Raw genomic sequence first — 18,013 nt, 5'->3', positions numbered from 1 at the left:
TGGCGCCAGGCCGCCGATTTCTAGCGTTCTGAGCATGACACACCACCCCTCTCCGATCCCCCATCCCGACCCTGCCGCCTTCCACGGGCAGGCCGGTCCGCACCTGCGCTGGTCGCTCGTCATCGGCCTGGGCGCGCTGGCCCTCGCCCGCCCGCTGGTGCGCATCACCGGGGTGGCCGACGCCCTGCCCACCCCGGTGGTCGCTCTCGGCCTGACCATGCTCATCACGCTCGTGTGGGTCGCGGTCGTCGGGATCGGCCGTGCCCCGCGGCCGGTGCTGACGCTGACGCTGGCCGGTCTGGCGTACGCGGCCTGCAGCATCGCGCTCAGCGCGGTCCTCTCCCCCGTGATGACCGGCACGCTGCAGGGCCCGCTCGCCACGCCGGTCGCCATCGTGCCGATGCTGGCCACGAACGCGATCTGGGGCGCCGTCGCGGGTGTCCTGGCGCTGCTGGTGCAGCGGCTGCGTGGAACCCGCCCGTGAGGACGACCGCCCGTGCGCGGCGTGCGGCGGTCCTCGCCGCGGTCACGGCGGTCGCGGCCGCCGCGTGCGGCGCGATCCCGAGCACCTCGCCGGTCCGTGACCAGGACTTCTCGGCCGAGCTGACCGTCCCGCCGCTCGCCGAGTCCCGCGTCGAGGACGGCGTCCGGGTCTTCGAGCTCACCGCGCAGCAGGGCAGGACGTCCTTCCTCCCCGGCACCATGACCACCACGTGGGGATTCGACGGGAGCTACCTCGGCCCCACGTTGCGGGCCGAGCGCGGTGAGCGGGTGGCGGTCGAGGTCACGAACGGCCTCACGGAGGCCACGAGCGTGCACTGGCACGGCATGCACCTGCCGGCCGAGATGGACGGCGGGCCGCACCAGCCGGTCGAGCCCGGCGCGACCTGGCGGCCCAGCTGGGAGATCGACCAGCCGGCCGCCACGCTCTGGTACCACCCGCACCCGCACGGGCAGACCGAGGAGCACGTCTACCGGGGCCTGGCCGGCCTGTTCCTCCTCGACGACGACGCCTCCCGCGCCGCCTCGCTGCCGAGCGAGTACGGCGTGGACGACGTCCCGGTGATCGTCCAGGACAAGACGCTCGATGAGGACGGCGAGCTGGACCTCGACTCGGACGGCAACGCGGTGGGCCTGCACGGCGACCTCGTCATGGCCAACGGCACCGTGGGCGCGTACCACGCGGTCACCACCGAGCGCGTCCGGCTCCGGCTGCTGAACGGCTCGACCGCGCGGACGTATGCCTTCGGGTTCGAGGACCGGACGTTCGACCTCGTCGGTACGGACGGCGGCCTCCTCGCGCGCCCGGTACGCACGGACGGCGTGCGGCTCTCGCCGGGGGAACGGGCGGAGATCGTGGTGGAGATGCGGCCCGGCGAGACGGTGCGGCTGCGTTCGGCAGACCCCGACCTCGGCGGCGTCGCGGCGCCGTTCGCGTTCGGCGGCAACGACGCGTTCGACGTGCTCGAGCTGCGTGCCGCGGCGGAGCTGGCTCCGTCGCCGGAACCGCGGTGGGCGCACCACGACACCGGTCCGGACGAGGCGGCGGCGACGGTCACCCGGACGTTCGAGCTGCAGGACCGGGAGATCAACGGCCGCCGGATGGACATGAGCCGGATCGACGAGACGGTCACCGTCGGTGAGACCGAGATCTGGGAGGTCCGCAATCGTCACCCGGTGCCGCACAGCTTCCACGTGCACGACGTGCAGTTCGAGGTCGCCTCGATCGACGGTGCCCAGCCTCCGCCGGAGCTGGCCGGCCGCAAGGACACCATCTACCTGGAGCCGAACCGCACCTACCGGTTGGTCATGCGCTTCGAGGACTACGCCGACCCGGACGTGCCGTACATGTATCACTGCCACATGCTGCTGCACGAGGACGAGGGGATGATGGGCCAGTTCGTCGTGGTCGAGCCGGGCCAGGAGGCCGGGTCACCGCCTGCCCACCACGGCCACTGACCGCGGCCCGCTCACCAGGGCAGGACGTCCGGGACCGGGTCGCCCCCGAGCACGTGCTGGTCGCAGAACGCCAGGACCGTGCGGTTCCACGTCACCTGGTTCGACGGGGTCAGGACCCAGTGGTTCTCCGACGTCATCTGCAGGAACCGGTGCGGTAGGTCCGCCGGGTCTCCGGGCCAGCGGGAGACCAGCTCCCACCACAGCCGGATGCCCTCGCTGACCGGCACGCGGTAGTCCCGGTTGCCGTGCGTCAGGAGCACCGGTGTGCTGATGTCGGCGACGGCGCGGTCCGGGGAGTAGGTCCGGTACCAGTCGGGCTCGTCGTCCTCGTGGCCGTGCACCCGCATCTTCGACGCGGCCGCATCGGTGGTGCGGTGCTGCTGCTCCAGGGCCCACAGGCCGGCGTGGGAGACGATCGCGTCGAACCGGTCCGTGTGACCGGCGATCCAGTTCGCCATGAACCCGCCGAACGACGCACCCAGCATCGCGGTTCGCGTGCCGTCGAGCTCCGCGCACCCCAGCACCTGGTCGAGAAGCGTCTCGCACTCGCGGTAGACGACGTCGGCACGGCGCGGCCAGCCGCGGTTGAGCCCGGCGTGGCCGTACCCGGTGGACATCGCGGGGTCCGGCATGAGGACGGCGTACCCGCGTGCGACGGCAAGCCACGGGCACCATCGCCAGCTCCACGCGTTGTAGGACGCGTGCGGTCCGCCGTGGATCCACAGCATCACCGGCGCGGGCCGCTCGGTGGACGCGCCCGCCGGGAGGCACAGCCAACCGCCGACCCGCACGCCGTCGATCTCGGTCTCGACCCACTCCAGGGTGCCGGGCAGCTCGCCGACGCCGCCCGGGGCGGCCAGCTCGCGCGCCTGACCGCCCGCGCGTGCCACGACGACCGCCCGCGCCGGCGTGGCGACGTCGGAGCGCAGCGCCACGACGGCGGAACCGTCCGCGGTCGGCGCCACGCTCACGTAGACGGCGTCGTCGGCGAGGGTGCGCACCGCGCCGGTCGCGCCGTCGACCGCGAGGATCGCGCCGCGGGAGTGCAGGTCGCCGGCGACGACGAGCGTGCCGTCGTCGCTCCAGGTGTACTCATCCACGGTGACGTCGCCGACGTCGACGCGGGTCGGCTCCCCGCCGTCCACGGGGTGGATCTCGAGGAACGCGTAGCTCGTGTCGGTGTTGCTGGAGACGGTCGAGCGGGTCACCGCGATCCTGCTCCCGTCGCGGGAGAACCGCGGGGCGCCGTAGTGCTCGTGCTCGGTGGCCGCGAGGAAGGTGGTGCGCTCGCCCGTGGCGACGTCGACCAGGAGCACCGACGTCGCGGTCTCGGCCCCGCGGGTGCGCACGGTCCAGGTCGTGGCGACGGTGCCGCCGTCGGGCGAGATGTCCGCGGCGGCGTTGCGGAGGTTGACCGTGTCGGCGTCGGGAATCAGGTCGGTGACCTCGCCGTCGGGCGTGACGAGGACCAGGCGCGGGCTGACGTCGCCGAGCTCGCGGTCCCAGAACCGGATCGGCATGCCGGTGTGCCAGATGGCCGTGCGCTTCGCGTCCTTGCGTTCCTTGCGTCGCTCGGCGTCGTCCTCGAGGGTGCCGCCGGGCAGCACGGAGGTGGCTGCGAGGACGGCGCCGTCGTCGGCCACCGCGAGGATCTCGAGCCCGCCCGGGGTCGAGGCGAGGACGCTCGCCTCGCCGCGCTCGGGCAGGCGCCAGATGGCGGACACGTCCTCCTCGCCGTCGGAGCCCTGCGGGTCCGGCCGTGCGGAGGTGAACAGCAACGACCCGTCCCGGGTGAGGACCGGCCCGCTCTCCCCCTTCTCGGAGAAGGTGAGTCGGCGGGCGTCACCCCCGCCGGTCGGGTCGAGCTCCCAGAGTGCGGAGACGAAGCGCGAGCCGTGCTCGTCGGCCTCCTGGATCGCGGCGACCACACGCCCGGTGGGACCGGTGGTCACGGCGGTGAGGCGGGGGATGCGGACGAAGCCGTCGATGTCGGTGAAGTCGGTGAAGAGCTCGGACACAGGACCAACCTAGAGCGCGGCCGGTCGGCCCGGCGCAGATGTCCGCCCGGCGAACCTCCGTCGGCCGTCCGTGGAGCGTCCGGTCCGGCGGACCGTCAGGCGAGGGTTGCCAGCGCCCGGTCCGCGGCGGCCCGCACCCGGTCGTTCCCGTCGTCGCGCAGCGCGGAGACCTCGCCGGCCAGCACCGAGAGCCGACGCGCACGGACGACCTTGCAGGCCATCTCCCGCACCCGCCAGTGCTCGTCGTCGAGACCGTTGGCCACGGCGTCAACCGTCGCCGCGTCGTCGTCCCAGACGTACAGCAGGCCACGGGCGCCCCACACCCGGCGCCAGTACAGGGCCCAGTCCTCGGTGCCGCCGAGCCAGGCCAGGTCCGGGTCGTCGTCGCGCTCCTGACCGCTCAGCAGCCGGCGACACCAGGCGACGACCTCCCGCTCGCCGAGCAGCTCGGACGCCGCCGCGAGCAGCACCCGCGGGTGCGCCCCCCGTGGGGGAGCTCCACTCATGAGGGCACGGTACCGAGCCGAGTCCCAGAGGTAGCCCGCGCTTGATGTACCCAAGCCTCGCAACTCAGGCGTCTCCGTACACGCGGAAGGGCGGCACCCCCGCAACGGGGGTGCCGCCCTCCAGCCGTTCTCCGAGCCCGCCTGTGCGGCGGGTCTCGGGCCCTGGGTTCCGGGCTAGGCGGTCAGGCTCAGAAGCCCATGCCGCCCATGTCGGGCTCGCCGCCACCGGCCGGCGCCGGCTGCTTCTCCGGCTTGTCGGCCACGACGGCCTCGGTGGTGAGGAACAGACCGGCGATGGAGGCCGCGTTCTGCAGGGCAGAGCGGGTCACCTTCACCGGGTCGGACACGCCGGCACCGAGCAGGTCCTCGTACTCGCCGGTCGCGGCGTTCAGGCCCTGACCGGCGGGGAGGCCGCGCACCTTCTCGGCCACGACGCCGCCCTCCAGACCCGCGTTGATCGCGATCTGCTTGAGCGGAGCGTCCAGCGCAACCTTGACGATGCTCGCGCCGGTCGACTCGTCGCCGCTGATCTCGAGCGCGGCGAACGCCTCCTTGCCGGCCTGGATGAGGGCGACGCCACCACCGGCGACGATGCCCTCCTCGACGGCCGCCTTGGCGTTGCGCACGGCGTCCTCGATGCGGTGCTTGCGCTCCTTGAGCTCGACCTCGGTGGCGGCACCAGCCTTGATGACGGCCACGCCGCCGGCCAGCTTCGCCAGACGCTCCTGCAGCTTCTCACGGTCGTAGTCGCTGTCGGAGTTCTCGATCTCGGTGCGGATCTGGGAGACCCGGCCCTCGATCTGCGCGGCGTCGCCGGCACCCTCGACGATGGTGGTCTCGTCCTTGGTCATGACGACCTTGCGAGCCTTGCCGAGCATGTCGAGGTCGGCGTTCTCGAGCTTGAGACCGATGGTCTCGGAGATGACCTGGCCGCCGGTGAGGATGGCCATGTCCTGCAGCATCGCCTTGCGACGGTCACCGAAGCCGGGAGCCTTGACGGCGGCCGACTTGAAGGTGCCGCGGATCTTGTTGACGATCAGGGTCGCGAGGGCCTCGCCCTCGACGTCCTCGGCGATGATCGCGAGCGGCTTGCCGGACTGGATGACCTTCTCCAGCAGCGGCAGCAGGTCCTTGACGTTCGAGATCTTGGACTCGACGAGCAGGACGTAGGCGTCCTCGAGGACGACCTCCTGGCGCTCCGGGTCGGTCACGAAGTACGGCGAGAGGTAGCCCTTGTCGAAGCGCATGCCCTCGGTGAGCTCGAGCTCCAGACCGAAGGTCTGCGACTCCTCGACCGTGACGACGCCCTCCTTGCCGACCTTGTCGAGAGCCTCGGCGATGAGCTCACCGATGGCCGGGTCGCCGGCGGAGATGGCGGCGGTCGCCGCGATCTGCTCCTTGGTCTCGACCTCCTTCGCCTGCGCGAAGAGCTTCTCGGTGACGGCCTCGACGGCCTTCTCGATGCCGCGCTTCAGGGCGATGGGGTTGGCGCCGGCGGCGACGTTGCGCAGGCCCTCGCGGACGAGAGCCTGGGCGAGCACGGTGGCGGTGGTGGTGCCGTCACCCGCGACGTCGTCCGTCTTCTTGGCGACCTCCTTGACGAGCTCGGCGCCGATCTTCTCGTACGGCTCCTCGAGCTCGATCTCCTTGGCGATGGACACGCCGTCGTTGGTGATGGTGGGGGCACCCCACTTCTTCTCCAGGACGACGTTGCGGCCCTTGGGCCCGAGGGTGACCTTGACGGTGTCAGCGAGGGTGTTCAGACCCCGCTCCATGCCGCGCCGGGCATCCTCGTCGAAAGCGATGGTCTTGGCCATGCTTGGATCCTCCACTGGGTGGTGGTACGGCTGGCGGCGCCCGCGACGGACGGCCACGACTCCGACGGTCACGTCCCGCCGTCGCCCTGGCCTCACCGACCAACCTGGGTGTTGTCACTCTCGTCACGAGAGTGCTAACTCGATACTGGCACTCTCACGGGGCGAGTGCAAGATTCGCGAGGCAACCCGACCGGACCGCCGGAGCGAACGACTAACCTGCCGGGATGACCTTGGCGGAGCTGCGCGAGCGGTCCGCACCGCCGCGCGCGGAACCGCGCCCGCCCGGTCCCGCGGTGCCGCGGCGCCGCCGGGCCCTTTCCGCCGCGCTCGGGATCCTGTTGCTCACCGGGCCGGCGCTGTGGGTCGTGCACCACCGGGCCACCGAGCCCACCGAGGCGTTCGTCGACCTCTACCTCGACGGCGTGCACGTGCGGGCCGACGGCACCGTCGCCGACGTCGCCGCGCACCGGCCCGCGCTGTACCTGCCCGGCAGCCGCGTGCTCGCGCGTTCGGCGGACGACCCCCAGGCCTGGTCGCTGGCCGACGCGCATCGAGACTGGCTCGCCTCCGGCACCGTGCCGGGCGCCGGCACCCGCTACGAGGGACTCGTCACCGACGCGTTGCTGGACATGCACACCCTGGTCGGCGGCACGTTCCCCGAGGACGGTTCGCTCACCCGGGCCGCGCCCGGGGCCGCCGTCGCCGCCTGGACCGACCGGTGGCGGTACGTCTGGCCCCGGGACGCCTCCTTCGTGGCGGCGGCCCTGGCGACGGCGGGCCACCCCGGTGACTCGCTCGAGATCCTCGACTTCGTCGGCTCGCTGCAGGACGAGGACGGCGGCTTCCAGGCCCGTTACCTGCCCGACGGCTCCGGCGTCCCCGACGACCGCGGCCCTCAGCTCGACGGCAACGGCTGGGTCCTGTGGTCCGCCGCGACGGTGCTGACGCAGATCGACGACGACGCACGGTCGGCCGCGTTCGAGCGACTTCGCCCGATGCTCGACGCCACCACGGACCACGTGCTGGACGCGACGGCCGCCCCGCCGCACCTGCCGCCGGCGTCAGCGGACTACTGGGAGGTGGCGGAGGAGGAGCTCACGCTCGGTACGGTCGCGCCCCTGCTCGCGGGGCTCGAGCACGTCTCCGAGCTGTACGCGACCCACGGCGAGACCGCCCGCGCCGAGACGACGGCGGAGCGCGCCGCCCAGGTCCGCACCGCCGTCGAGGCGACGTTCGGCCCGGGCGGCTACCAGCGGTACGCCGAGACCGACCTGCTCTCGGCGCTGCTCGGCACGGACGGCCGGGACGCGGCGACGGCGATGCTGCTGCCGCCCTTCACCGTCCAGCCCCTCGCCGGCTCACCGGAGGCGTGGCTGCGCTCGACCGAGGAGATGGCACGTCCCGCCGGTGGTGTGGCGCCGGGCGCCGGCTGGAAGCGGGACGGCATCACCTGGACGCCGCAGACGACGCTCTACGCCCTGACCGCGGCCGAGAACGGTCATCCGGACCGGGCGTTCGCCTACCTCGACTGGGTCGCCGCGCACCGCACCGCCTCGGGCGCGATCCCGGAGAAGGTCCTGGCCGACGGCTCGCCGGCCGCCGTCGCCCCGTTGGCGTGGTCGTGCGCGAACGTGGTGCTCGCCGTCGCGGCGCTGGAGGAGGCAGGCGAGCTGTGAGGTGGCGTCGATACGTCGCGACCGGCGACTCCATGACCGAAGGACTGTGGGACACCGACCCCGCGGAGCCTGAGGTCACCCGGGGCTGGGCGGACCTCCTCGCGCGTCAGCTCGCCGACCTGGCGCCGCCGGCCACGGTGGAGTACGCCAACCTCGCCGTGCGCGGACGGCTCCTGGGACAGATCCTGGGCGAGCAGCTCCCGGCGGCCCTGGAGCTGGAGCCGGACCTGGTCTCCGTGGTCGGCGGCGGGAACGACCTGCTGCGCCCCGGTTCGGACCCGGACGCGCTGGCCGGCCGGCTCGACGCCGCGGTGGCACAGGTCCGGCGGCGTGGCGTCGACGTCCTCATGGCCAGCGGGACCGATCCGTCCGTGGGGCTGCTGCGCGCCATCCGGCCCAAGGTGGCCGTCTTCAACACGCACGTGTGGTCCATCGCCCGCCGCCACGGCGCCCACGTGCTCGACCTGTGGGGCATGCGGAGCCTGCGCGACCCGAGGATGTGGGCGTCAGACCGGGTCCACCTGTCGACGGCGGGGCACGAGCGCGTGGCACAGGCCGCACTGGTCGCGCTCGGCCTCGAGCCACGGACCGCCTCCTGGGACGACCCGCTCGAGCCGCTGCCGCCGCGGGCACGCTCGGAGCGGCTGCGGGGTGAGCTCACCTGGGCACGCACCTACCTCGGCCCGTGGGTCGCTCGCCGGCTGCGCGGGACGTCCACGGGTGACGGCCGGCCGCCGAAGCGCCCGGTGCCGCAGGTCGTCAGGTGACCACGCCGTCAGGGGCCAGGTCCGGCGCGCGCCGGATACCGAACCGCTCGCGGAGCGCGCGCCGGCCGGCGAACCACCCGGTCAGCCCGTGCACGCCGGGGCCCGGCGGGACGACCTGCGAGCACAGGTACACGCCGGGGACGCCCGCGCGGTACGGGTCCCAGGCGAGCCGCGGGCCGAGTGCCATCCGCCGCATCGTGATGGCGCCCGCGGCGATGTCACCGCCGGGATAGTTGGCGTTGTGCTCGGCCATCCGCGCGGCGGGGATGCACCGCGCGGCGACCACGAGGTCCCGGAAGCCCGGCGCGAACCTCTCGATCTGGGCGGTGACCGTCTCGGTGACGTCGCGCGGGGAGCCCGCCGGGACGTGCGCATAGGTCCACAACGGCCGCAGTCCCCCGACGGCCCGGGACGGGTCGGCGACGGTCGGGTCCGAGAGCAGCACCAGGGGCCGGTCCGCGTGCCGGCCGGCCTGGACGGTGTTCTCGGCGGCCGCCATCTCCTCCCGGCTGCCGCCCAGGTGCACCGTCGCGGCGCCGCCGACGCGCGGGTCGGACCACGGGACGGGACCGGACAGGACGAAGTCGACCTTCGCGGCGGCCTGGCCGTGCCGGTGGCGCTCCAGTGCGCGCCTCGCCGTCGGAGTCATCCGCTCGCCCCAGACCCGGGCGAGCGTGCCGGGCGTCGTGTCGAAGAGGTAGGCACGGGCCCGCGGCAGCGCCCGCCAGGTGGTGACCGGGGTGTCCAGGCGCAGCTCGCCGCGGTGGGCGCGCAGGTCGGCGACGAGCGCGTCGGTGATGCGCTGGCTGCCCCCCACCGGGATCGCCCACCCGACGGCGTGCGCGAGGGACCCCAGCAGCAGGGCCGTGCCGGAGGACGGCAGCGAGGGCAGCGCGCTGATGGTGTGGGCGGCGACCCCGGTCAGCAGGGCCGGTGCGACGTCGTCGGTGAACCGTGCGCCCCACAGGGGCGTGCCCTGCTCGAGCATGGCGGTGCCGAACGCGATCGCGGCCTGCACGCCGCCGGGCGAGAGCAGCTCACCCGGTACCGAACGGTGGTCGCCCAGGCCGAGGGCCACCACCGCGTCGTTGTGCTCGACGAGGGGCGCCATGAGCCGCCGCCAGGCCGGCCCGTCGGCGCCCAGCCCCTCGGCCGTGCGGTCCAGGTCGCGGTAGGCCAGGCCCGCGTCCCGCCCCTCGAACGGCTGGGCGTAGGACAGCTCGGGGACCGCGAGCTCGACGCCGCGGGCGGGCAGGTCGAAGGCCCGCAGGAACGGGCTCGCGAGGGCCAGCGGATGGACTGCGGAGCACAGGTCGTGCGTGAGGTCCGGCGCAAGGCCGAGGTCGAGAGTGCGGGCGCCGCCGCCGGCCGTGGGCTGGGCCTCCAGGACGAGGACGTCCAGGCCCGCCCGGGCCAGCGTCACCGCGGCGGCCAGGCCGCCCGGCCCGCTGCCGACGACGACGGCGTCACGCACCTCACGGCTCATGGCACCGGCCCCGGCCTTGCGCTGGTCATCAGCCGGTGAAGTCGGGGCGCAGGACGACCGCGATCGAGACGGTGGCGTCCGAGCTCTCGACCACGTTCTCGATGCCGAGGATCTCGGCCACCGCCTCCGCCGTGGGCTGGAGCTCCGCGTTGTTGTAGTAGAGCGTCGTGCTCGTCGGCTCCTCGAAGGCGTAGTCCTCGGGGACGAGGTCCGTGAAGCCCTCACCGGAGAGCTGGTCGCTGGTCTGCGCGGCGAGCCCTGCGACACCTGCACCGTTGAGCACGGTGATCGTGGTGTCGTAGTCGATCTCCTCCGTCGGCTCCTCCGTCGTCGGCTCGTCAGTGGTCGGCTCGTCGGTGGGCTCGGTCGTCTCGGAGTCCGTCGGTTCCTCGGTGGTCTCCTCGGATGCGGGCGGCGACGTCGGGCCGGCCGTCGGCTCGGGACCTCCGCCGCCACCGAGCAGCGCGATCGCCCCCCACGCCAGCAGCAGGGCGGCGACGACCACGCCGAGGACGGGGAGCAACGCGCGCCACAGCGGCCGCGGACCCCGGTGGACACCCTGGGGGCTACGGTCCCGACCCGCGGCGTCGAACTCGTCGTCGGGGTATTCCTCGTCTGGGGTGGTCACGAGGCGAGGTTAACCGTTCAGTGGCCTCGCTGGCTTCGTCGTCGCGGGCGCGGCGGCGTCACAGGTCGGCGCCGAGCCGACGCGCCGAGCGCTCACGCTGCCGATTCGCCCGCATGCGGCGCAGCCGCTTGACGAGCATGGGGTCGGCGGCGAGCGCCGCCTCGGAGTCGATGAGCTGGTTGAGCACCTGGTAGTACCGGGTGGCCGTCATGTCGAAGAGCTCGCGGATCGCCGTCTCCTTGGCGCCCGCGTACTTCCACCACTGCCGCTCGAAGGCGAGGATGGCGGCCTCGGACTCGCTCAGGCCGGTCGCGTGGGTACTCCTCGCCTCGGCTTCGGCATGTGCCATCTCTGCCTCCTCTCGCTCGCTCGGCCCATGCTAGGGGGGAATGACAGTCGTGTCATTCCCCGGCCGACGGATAGTCTCCCGGACGTGACTGCGACCGGCCTGGAGAACCTGATCGACGCCGGCTGGGCACGTGCCCTGGCACCCGTGGAGGACCAGATCCACACCATGGGCGACTTCCTGCGGGAGGAGAACCGTGCCGGCCACGGCTACCTCCCCGCGGGGACGGACGTGCTGCGCGCCTTCACCTATCCGCTGCAGAACGTCCGGGTCCTCATCGTCGGCCAGGACCCCTACCCCACGCCCGGCCACCCGATGGGGCTGTCCTTCTCCGTCCAGCCGCACGTACGTCCGGTCCCGCGGTCGCTGCAGAACATCTACGCCGAGCTGTGGGACGACCTCGGCCTGCCCGTGCCCCAGAGCGGCGACCTCACCCCGTGGGCGCGCAGCGGCGTCATGCTGCTCAACCGGGTCCTGACGGTGCGACCAGGCGCCCCCGCCTCGCACCGTGGCAAAGGCTGGGAGGCGATCACCGAGCACGCCATCCGCACCCTCGTCGCGCGGGAGGCGCCCTTCGTCGCGATCCTCTGGGGCCGCGACGCGGGCACGTTGCGCCCGATGCTCGGCCCGACGCCGATCATCGCCTCCGCGCACCCGAGCCCGCTGTCGGCCTCCCGCGGGTTCTTCGGGTCGCGTCCGTTCTCCCGGGCCAACGCCCTGCTCGCCGAGGCCGGCGCCGAGCCGGTGGACTGGTCCCTGACCTGAGGCGGTGTCCCCGAGCCGTCACGCGAAGGTCCTGCCGAGGTCAACGCCACGTTTCGCGCGCGTGAAACCCGCGAGACATATGCGGGTCGCGCTCGCGCGCGCGCCCCGGATGTGGGCATCATCACCCTGAGGACCGGTCGGGACCCACCCCGTCCCGGTCGGGCCCGTCCCACCAAGGACAGAGGAGCTGGTGAGCGATGACCCGTCACGACCCCGGCAGGCGGCCCGACCTCGTCACCGAGGCACTGGTCCACCGCGGGCTCGTGCGCCCGGACGAGGAGGACGACCGCTCGCGGGACGTCCTCAGCGGCGGACGCGCCGCAGGCGCGCCACGCACGGACGCCGAGCGTTTTGCCTCCGACGACGAGCTCGTCGGTGCCGGGCCGGACGAGGAGGAGGACTTCGTCTACGGCCGGACCACCGGCGGCGGCACGGGCGGCTCGGCCGCCTGACGCGCCACGGCGAGGATCTGACGTCTCCGTGTGACGGACCCACGCGGGGGCGCACCGCCGCCTGTGGCACCCTCAGGGCGTGAGCACCGTCGCCCTCAGCAACTGGTCCGGCAGCCGGACGATCGCCGGAGCCCTCGTCGAACCCACGAGCCTCGCCGACGCCGCCGAGGCCGTCGCCCGCTCCCGTCACGTGCGCGCGACGGGAAGCCGGCACAGCTTCAACGACGTCACCGACTCCGCAGAGACGCTGATCAGCCTCCGTCACCTCGCCTACCGGCACCCCCGCCTCACGGCCACCTCCGGGGAGGACGTCCCGCCCCCCGCCGTCGAGCCGGAGCTCGACGAAGCCACCGGCCGGGTGCGCGTCAGCTCGTCGACGCGCTACGCGGACCTGGCGCTGTACCTGCACGACCGCGGCCGCTCGCTGCCCAACTTCGCCTCCCTGCCCCACATCTCGGTGGCCGGCAGCCTCGCGACGGCGACCCACGGCAGCGGCGTCGGCAACCCGATCCTCGCTGCCCAGCTCTCCGCCGTCGAGCTCATCGACGCCGACGGCGGGACGCGCCTGCTCGAGGACGAGGAGCTCGACGGCGCGCGAGTCTCGCTCGGCGCGCTCGGCCTCGTGACGTCCATGGCGCTGGAGACGGTCTCCGCGTTCGAGGTCGCGCAGACCGTGTACGGCCCGGTGCCGTTCGACGCCGTCGTCGAGGGGTTCGAGGAGATCAGCCGCCTGGGCTACTCGGTCAGCTGCTTCACCACGCTCCGCGAGGACGTCTTCGAGTCGGTGTGGGTCAAGCGTGCCGGCACGGAGCTGGACGCGCCGTGGCCGTCCGAGGTGGCCGGGACGCCGGCGATGGACGAGCCGTTCCACCCGATCCCCGGCGTCGACCCGGCCAACGCGACGGCGCAGCTGGGCGAGGCCGGCCCCTCCTGGGACCGGCTCCCCCACTTCCGCGCGGACCACATGCCCAGCGCCGGCGAGGAGATCCAGTGCGAGTACCTCGTGCCCCGGCAGCACGCCGCCGAGGCACTCCGGGCACTGCGCGGGCTGGCCGAGCCGCTGGCCGGCCTGGTGCAGGTGGCCGAGGTCCGCTCCGTGGCCGCCGACACCGCATGGTTGAGCCCGATGCACCGGCAGGACTGCGTCGCCTTCCACTTCACACTGGTGCGTGACACCGCGCGGGTGGCGGCCGTGCTGCCCGCCGTGGACGCCGCGTTCGCCCCATACGACGGCCGCCCCCACTGGGGCAAGGTCACCGCGGCCGACCCGGCGCGCGTCCGCGCCCTCTACCCGCGCCGGGAGGACTTCCTCGAGCTGGCAGCTCGGCTGGACCCGGACGGCAAGTTCCGCAACGACTTCGTGCGCCGCTGGGTGGGCTGACGCGCGACGTCGTCGCTGGTTCGTGGGGCGTCTCAGGGTCGTCCCGGCGGCGCCCTCTACCGGCCCGCATCTGTCACGCGCCGGCTGTCAGGTGTCACGAGCTGTGTCAGACGGGTGTCGGACACCCGTGGGGGCCCTCGATGGTGGGGGCAATGGCGTCCACGGCCGGGCAGACACCAGCCGGTCGCGTCGTCTCCATCCCTGTATCGAAGGAGATTCATCGTGCGTCGTTCGCGGCAGCTGACCGGCTCCGTCGCAGGAGCGGTCCTCCTGGCCACAACCATCATGGGCATGAATTCCACCTCGTCGCAGGCCGTCGATGCCGAGGCCTCCGACGTCACGGGGGTCGACGTCTCGTCCTTCCAGCATCCGTCGGGCGCCGCGATCGACTGGGGCGCCGTGGCGGCGGCCGAGGACTTCGCCATCGTCAAGGCGACCGAGGGGATGACCGGCAACTACGACAACGAGTACTTCGCCGACGACTTCGACGCCGCGGAGGCCAACGGCATGGTCGTCGGTTCCTACCACTTCGCCGACGTCGGCACGCCGGTCAGGCAGGACGCGCTCGGCGAGGCCCAGCACTACTTCGAGGTCACCGAGGGCAGGAACGGCGAGGGCACCCTGCCCCCGATCCTCGACATCGAGGACGCCAAGGGCCTGAGCCCGGCGCAGCTGCAGACCTGGGTCTCGACGTTCCTGACCGAGACCGAGCGCCTCTTCGGGCGCACGCCGATCATCTACACGTACCCCAGCTTCTGGGAGTCGAACATGGCTACCAACGATTTCGCGGAGTACCCGCTGTGGATCGCGCACTACGACGTCTCCGCCCCCGACATCCCCGGCGGGTGGAACGACTGGGTGATGTGGCAGTACACCTCCACCGCCCAGGTCGACGGCATCCCGGCCGACACCGACCGCAACTACTTCGCCGGCACGGAGGCGGAGCTGCGCGAGCTCGCCGGGGGCGGATCAGCACCGGATCCGGACCCGGAGGCACGCAACGGCGTGTGCGAACGAGGCGAGTTCTGCCTGTACTACAACAGTGACAACGAGGGGTCGGTGTCCGACTTCAACACCTCGATCGAGGACTACGGCGACGAGCAGCCGACGTGCTACGAGTTCCGAGGCCCGGGGAACGGCCAGTACCGGTGCGTCAAGAACGACACGGCGTCGGTGTGGAACCGCACCGGTGAGACGGTGACCGTCTTCTACAACAGCGGCTACGCCGGTCCCCGCCAGTCGTTCGCGCCGGGCGTGCGCGCCAACCTGAACGCCACGCTGAAGAACGAGAACGCCGCCCACCGGATCGGCTGACGCCGGCCGCCCAGGTGGGCACGTAGGGACCACCTGGGCGTCAGGCGGAGCCGCCTGTCGGACTCGAACCGACGGCCGTCCGCTTACAAGGCGGATGCTCTACCAACTGAGCTAAGGCGGCTTGACGGCGTGCGCCGTCGGGTCCTCAGTCTGCCAGCCCGCCGGTCTGCGGGCCGACACACCGGTTCACTCGCCGGACTGGCCCCGGATCGCCTCCGCGAGCGCACCGGGGGTCCCCCACTCCTCGAACTCCTCGCCGTCGATGAGCACGGTCGGTGTCCCGCCGAACCCGTCACGGCTCATCTGCCGGGTCGTGGCGTCGACCCACGGGTTGAACCGGGTGCCGGAGATCTGGTCGGCGACGTCCTGCGGGACACCGACCTCCCGGGCTAGCTGGATGATCTCCTCGTCGCCCGGCTCGGCCTGCGCCTGACCCACGAGACCGAAGAGGCCCGTCTGGAAGTCGTTGTACGCCTCCGGCGCCCCGTCCGCGACGACGGCCGCGGCCTCTGCCGCGCGGTAGGACCAGCTCTGCCGGTCACCCTCAGAGAGGATCGAGACCGGGTGGTACCGGACCGTCACGTCTCCGGCGCCGACGAGCTCGTCGATGTCACCGGCGTTGACCTCCTCGAAGTCCGCGCAGTGGGGGCACTGGAAGTCGAGGTAGACGTCCAGGACCGGGGCGCCTGCGTTCTCCGAGCCAGCCACGAGATCCTGACCGAGCGAGATCCCGCCGTCGTCGACGGATGTCTGCTGCGGGATGGCCTCCACATCGGTGATGACCGAGCGTGTGCCCTCGCGGATGATGAAGAACAGCGCGGCAGCCACGGCGAGCACGAGCACGACCACTCCGCCGATGAGGAGACTGCGGTTGCGTCGCTCGCGCCGAGCCTGCGCCTCGCGAAGCTTCTTGGCCTGCAGACGCGCCGCCTCGCGGCGCTGCGCCTTGCTGGAGCTGGAGGAGTCCGCTTTCGTCACCGCACCAGCGTAATAGGCAGCGGGACCCAGGTGGCAGCCGGGGCCTCGCCGAGGGCCACCTGGACGGCCACCACCGCCGCATACCCCAGGAACACCGTGACCAGCAGCGCACGGTAGCCGGGGCCGGGGGTCAGCACGTCGAGCCATGCCCGTGCGCCGTCCCGGGCGGCGCTCGAGGTCGGGGTGAGCCACGCGGCGAAGAGCGCCAGGAACCCGGCGGCCCAGAGCGCGACCGGCTCCTGGATGTTCGCGGCGACGGGGAGGGCGACCTGCCCCCCGAACCACCACAGCACGCCGCCCAGCACCGCCCCGACGGCGACACCGGGCAGCAGCACCCCGACCCCTCGGAGCAGGTGCCACGGCAGTCCGGCCACCATCCGTGCGTCGTCGCCCCGCCGCAGGCCCCGGCGCAGCCGGGAGGAGCGCCGGGACCGGCCGGCCCAGCCGGTGGTCGCCGTGAGCACCAGCAGGGCGACGGCCACGACGATGAAGATGCCGGGGAACGACGCCGCGGCGGCGCTCACCCCCACCCCGACGGCGAGCACGGTGGCGCTGCGCCGTCGGGCGGGCACGGCCCAGCGGGGGGTGGCGTACGCCCCCGGCGGCGGCATCGTCTCGGGCGGTCCGAGCGGGTAGGGCGACGGCGACGGGCCGGCGGTCTCGTCGGGCACCGGTCCGGGGTGCCCGCCCATCGCCGGCAAGACCTTCGTGGCGGGGCCGGCGCCGTGCACCGGCTGGACGTCGGTCAGCGGCGCCGGGTCGAGGTCCTCGGGCGTCCGCCCCGTCGGCGGCTCCGCCCCGGACGAGGCCGCCGTTCCGGGCCGCGCGACCGGCATGGTGGGCGGGATCACCGGCGCCGTCGGCGCCGCGCCCATCCCCAGTGGCGTCGTGGCGGCGGCCCGGTCGACGCCGTCCTGCGTGTCCGTACCCTCCGGGTCCCCCGCGGCCTCGGGATCGTCCGCGGCGACGTCGAGCACCTCGAGGACCTGCTCCGGCGGCAGCCGGCGGTCGGGATCCGGGTCGAGCGCGCCGCGCAGCGCCCGTCCCACGGTGGCGGGCAGGCCGGTCGTGTCGGCCCGGCCGGTCGCGACCCGGGCCAGCACGGCCTCGATGGCACCGCGACCGAACGGCGGGCGGGCGGTGGCCGAGAAGAGCAGCACCGCCGCCCACGCCCACCAGTCCCCCGCCGTGCCGGGGTCGCCACCGGCGATCACCTCGGGGTCGAGGTAGCCGGGCGTGCCGGTGACCAGGCCGGTCTGCGTCAGCCGGACGTCGTCGGCCACCTGGGCGATGCCGAAGTCGATGAGGACCGGGCCGTCGTCGGAGAGCATGACGTTCCCGGGCTTGAGGTCACGGTGCACGATGCCCTGCGCGTGGATGGCCCGCAGGGACGCGGCGAGGCCGTGCGCGAGCCCGGCGAGCTCGTCGAGCGTGAACGCCCCGCCGTCGGTGACGTCGTCCTCGAGCGTGGGCCCGTCGACCAGCTCGGTCACGACGAACGCCTCCGCGTCCTCCACCTCCGCGTCGAGCACCCGGGCCACTCCCGCGTCCTTGACGCGGTGCAGCAGCGCCACCTCCCGGGCGAGCCGCCGGCGCGCCTGAGGGTCGGTGGCGATGTGCGGGTGGAGGAGCTTCAGCGCGACGTGCCGGCCGTCGGCGTCGACCGCCTCGTGGACGGTGCCCATCCCGCCGGCGCCGAGTCGTCGCAGCAGCCGGTAGCCGCCGACCTCACGCTGCCCGTCGGGCGTCGGGTCCACCGGCTCGGTCATGCCCACAACGTACCCAGCACACCGGCGCGCCGCGGGCGGGCCACGCTCGCCATGCCCTCCGGGCCGTGCGGACCCCGTCCGCCGTGCCACCTCCGGGCCGCCGGCGGGCGAACCTCGTCGGGCTGCCAGTACGGTTTGAGCGAGATCGAAG

At 73.3% G+C, this 18,013-nt stretch carries 16 protein-coding genes and 1 tRNA gene; 8 read left to right on the top strand and 9 right to left on the bottom strand.

The genetic code is table 11. The features are described from left to right. Positions 1–34: 34 nt before the first annotated feature. Both ACFQQL_RS05230 and ACFQQL_RS05225 read left to right on the top strand, forming a co-directional pair. Positions 35–484 carry a hypothetical protein gene (locus ACFQQL_RS05230; RefSeq protein ID WP_382391953.1) on the top strand — a complete coding sequence of 150 codons (450 nt, stop codon included), beginning with the start codon at positions 35–37 and terminating at the stop codon, positions 482–484. Continuing rightward, complete coding sequence (locus ACFQQL_RS05225) at positions 481–1,959, top strand: multicopper oxidase family protein (protein WP_382391951.1); 1,479 nt, start codon at positions 481–483, stop codon at positions 1,957–1,959. The genes ACFQQL_RS05230 and ACFQQL_RS05225 overlap by 4 nt, the downstream gene beginning before the upstream one ends. Positions 1,960–1,970: 11 nt before the next feature. Here ACFQQL_RS05225 and ACFQQL_RS05220 read toward each other — a convergent pair whose 3' ends face one another. The 3 genes from ACFQQL_RS05220 to groL form a co-directional block, all read right to left on the bottom strand. Then, the gene (locus ACFQQL_RS05220; protein ID WP_382391949.1) at positions 1,971–3,977 is read right to left on the bottom strand and encodes a S9 family peptidase; all 2,007 of its coding nucleotides are present in this window, start codon (positions 3,975–3,977) and stop codon (positions 1,971–1,973) included. A 95-nt stretch (positions 3,978–4,072) separates the two neighbouring features. Further along, positions 4,073–4,483, bottom strand: a complete 411-nt coding sequence (locus ACFQQL_RS05215; protein ID WP_382391947.1) for a HEAT repeat domain-containing protein — start codon at positions 4,481–4,483, stop codon at positions 4,073–4,075. 188 nt (positions 4,484–4,671) lie between these two features. Further along, the gene (gene groL, locus ACFQQL_RS05210; protein WP_382391945.1) at positions 4,672–6,300 is read right to left on the bottom strand and encodes a chaperonin GroEL; all 1,629 of its coding nucleotides are present in this window, start codon (positions 6,298–6,300) and stop codon (positions 4,672–4,674) included. A gap of 224 nt (positions 6,301–6,524) precedes the next feature. Here groL and ACFQQL_RS05205 point away from each other — a divergent pair, with 224 nt between their 5' ends. Then, complete coding sequence (locus ACFQQL_RS05205; protein ID WP_382391943.1) at positions 6,525–7,976, top strand: glycoside hydrolase family 15 protein; 1,452 nt, start codon at positions 6,525–6,527, stop codon at positions 7,974–7,976. Beyond that, positions 7,973–8,743, top strand: coding sequence for an SGNH/GDSL hydrolase family protein (locus tag ACFQQL_RS05200; protein WP_382391941.1), 771 nt, complete (start codon positions 7,973–7,975; stop codon positions 8,741–8,743). The genes ACFQQL_RS05205 and ACFQQL_RS05200 overlap by 4 nt, the downstream gene beginning before the upstream one ends. Here ACFQQL_RS05200 and ACFQQL_RS05195 read toward each other — a convergent pair. Genes ACFQQL_RS05195 through ACFQQL_RS05185 form a run of 3 tightly spaced genes read right to left on the bottom strand, consistent with a single transcriptional unit; the run spans position 8,736 to position 11,206 of the window. Beyond that, complete coding sequence (locus ACFQQL_RS05195; protein ID WP_382391939.1) at positions 8,736–10,229, bottom strand: phytoene desaturase family protein; 1,494 nt, start codon at positions 10,227–10,229, stop codon at positions 8,736–8,738. The genes ACFQQL_RS05200 and ACFQQL_RS05195 overlap by 8 nt on opposite strands. A 28-nt stretch (positions 10,230–10,257) precedes the next feature. Continuing rightward, entirely contained in the window at positions 10,258–10,857 is a 600-nt protein-coding gene (locus tag ACFQQL_RS05190) for a LytR C-terminal domain-containing protein (protein WP_382391937.1), read from the bottom strand. A 58-nt stretch (positions 10,858–10,915) separates the two neighbouring features. Further along, a complete protein-coding gene (locus ACFQQL_RS05185; protein ID WP_382391935.1) occupies positions 10,916–11,206 on the bottom strand; it encodes a DUF3263 domain-containing protein in 291 nt (96 codons plus the stop codon). 84 nt (positions 11,207–11,290) lie between these two features. Here ACFQQL_RS05185 and ACFQQL_RS05180 point away from each other — a divergent pair, with 84 nt between their 5' ends. The 4 genes from ACFQQL_RS05180 to ACFQQL_RS05165 all read left to right on the top strand — a co-directional run bounded on the left by ACFQQL_RS05180 (position 11,291) and on the right by ACFQQL_RS05165 (position 15,115). Further along, positions 11,291–11,968: a uracil-DNA glycosylase gene (locus ACFQQL_RS05180; RefSeq protein ID WP_382391933.1), complete on the top strand. Its 678-nt coding sequence runs from the start codon at positions 11,291–11,293 to the stop codon at positions 11,966–11,968. Between the two features lie 197 nt (positions 11,969–12,165). Continuing rightward, positions 12,166–12,420 (top strand): hypothetical protein, encoded by a 255-nt coding sequence (locus ACFQQL_RS05175; protein WP_382391931.1) that lies wholly within the window; start codon positions 12,166–12,168, stop codon positions 12,418–12,420. Between the two features lie 79 nt (positions 12,421–12,499). Next, positions 12,500–13,801 (top strand): D-arabinono-1,4-lactone oxidase, encoded by a 1,302-nt coding sequence (locus ACFQQL_RS05170; protein ID WP_382391929.1) that lies wholly within the window; start codon positions 12,500–12,502, stop codon positions 13,799–13,801. A gap of 291 nt (positions 13,802–14,092) precedes the next feature. After that, positions 14,093–15,115 carry a GH25 family lysozyme gene (locus ACFQQL_RS05165; RefSeq protein ID WP_382391927.1) on the top strand — a complete coding sequence of 341 codons (1,023 nt, stop codon included), beginning with the start codon at positions 14,093–14,095 and terminating at the stop codon, positions 15,113–15,115. 48 nt (positions 15,116–15,163) lie between these two features. On the opposite strand, the gene ACFQQL_RS05160 is transcribed toward ACFQQL_RS05165, so the two are convergent. The 3 genes from ACFQQL_RS05160 to ACFQQL_RS05150 form a co-directional block, all read right to left on the bottom strand. Further along, positions 15,164–15,236, bottom strand: a tRNA-Thr gene (locus tag ACFQQL_RS05160). Positions 15,237–15,301: 65 nt separating this feature from the next. Beyond that, on the bottom strand, positions 15,302–16,093 hold the full coding sequence (locus ACFQQL_RS05155) for a DsbA family protein (RefSeq protein WP_382391925.1): 792 nt from the start codon (positions 16,091–16,093) through the stop codon (positions 15,302–15,304). Further along, entirely contained in the window at positions 16,090–17,862 is a 1,773-nt protein-coding gene (locus ACFQQL_RS05150) for a protein kinase domain-containing protein (RefSeq protein ID WP_382391923.1), read from the bottom strand. The genes ACFQQL_RS05155 and ACFQQL_RS05150 overlap by 4 nt, the downstream gene beginning before the upstream one ends. Positions 17,863–18,013 lie beyond the last annotated feature (151 nt).

The sequence above is a fragment of the Georgenia alba genome, from assembly GCF_042665525.1.
Taxonomy (GTDB): domain Bacteria; phylum Actinomycetota; class Actinomycetes; order Actinomycetales; family Actinomycetaceae; genus Allobogoriella; species Allobogoriella alba.
Note: the sequence above shows the minus strand (reverse complement) of the source record. Positions and strands in the feature narration are given on the sequence as shown.

Excerpts from the sequence above, each read along its gene's own strand:
- ACFQQL_RS05195 (WP_382391939.1), bottom strand. The coding sequence starts at position 10,229 with ATGAGCCGTGAGGTGCGTGACGCCGTCGTCGTCGGCAGCGGGCCGGGC.
- ACFQQL_RS05150 (WP_382391923.1), bottom strand. The coding sequence starts at position 17,862 with ATGACCGAGCCGGTGGACCCGACGCCCGACGGGCAGCGTGAGGTCGGC.
- ACFQQL_RS05165 (WP_382391927.1), top strand. The coding sequence starts at position 14,093 with ATGAATTCCACCTCGTCGCAGGCCGTCGATGCCGAGGCCTCCGACGTC.
- ACFQQL_RS05175 (WP_382391931.1), top strand. The coding sequence starts at position 12,166 with ATGACCCGTCACGACCCCGGCAGGCGGCCCGACCTCGTCACCGAGGCA.
- ACFQQL_RS05215 (WP_382391947.1), bottom strand. The coding sequence starts at position 4,483 with ATGAGTGGAGCTCCCCCACGGGGGGCGCACCCGCGGGTGCTGCTCGCG.
- ACFQQL_RS05205 (WP_382391943.1), top strand. The coding sequence starts at position 6,525 with ATGACCTTGGCGGAGCTGCGCGAGCGGTCCGCACCGCCGCGCGCGGAA.
- ACFQQL_RS05230 (WP_382391953.1), top strand. The coding sequence starts at position 35 with ATGACACACCACCCCTCTCCGATCCCCCATCCCGACCCTGCCGCCTTC.
- groL (WP_382391945.1), bottom strand. The coding sequence starts at position 6,300 with ATGGCCAAGACCATCGCTTTCGACGAGGATGCCCGGCGCGGCATGGAG.
- ACFQQL_RS05185 (WP_382391935.1), bottom strand. The coding sequence starts at position 11,206 with ATGGCACATGCCGAAGCCGAGGCGAGGAGTACCCACGCGACCGGCCTG.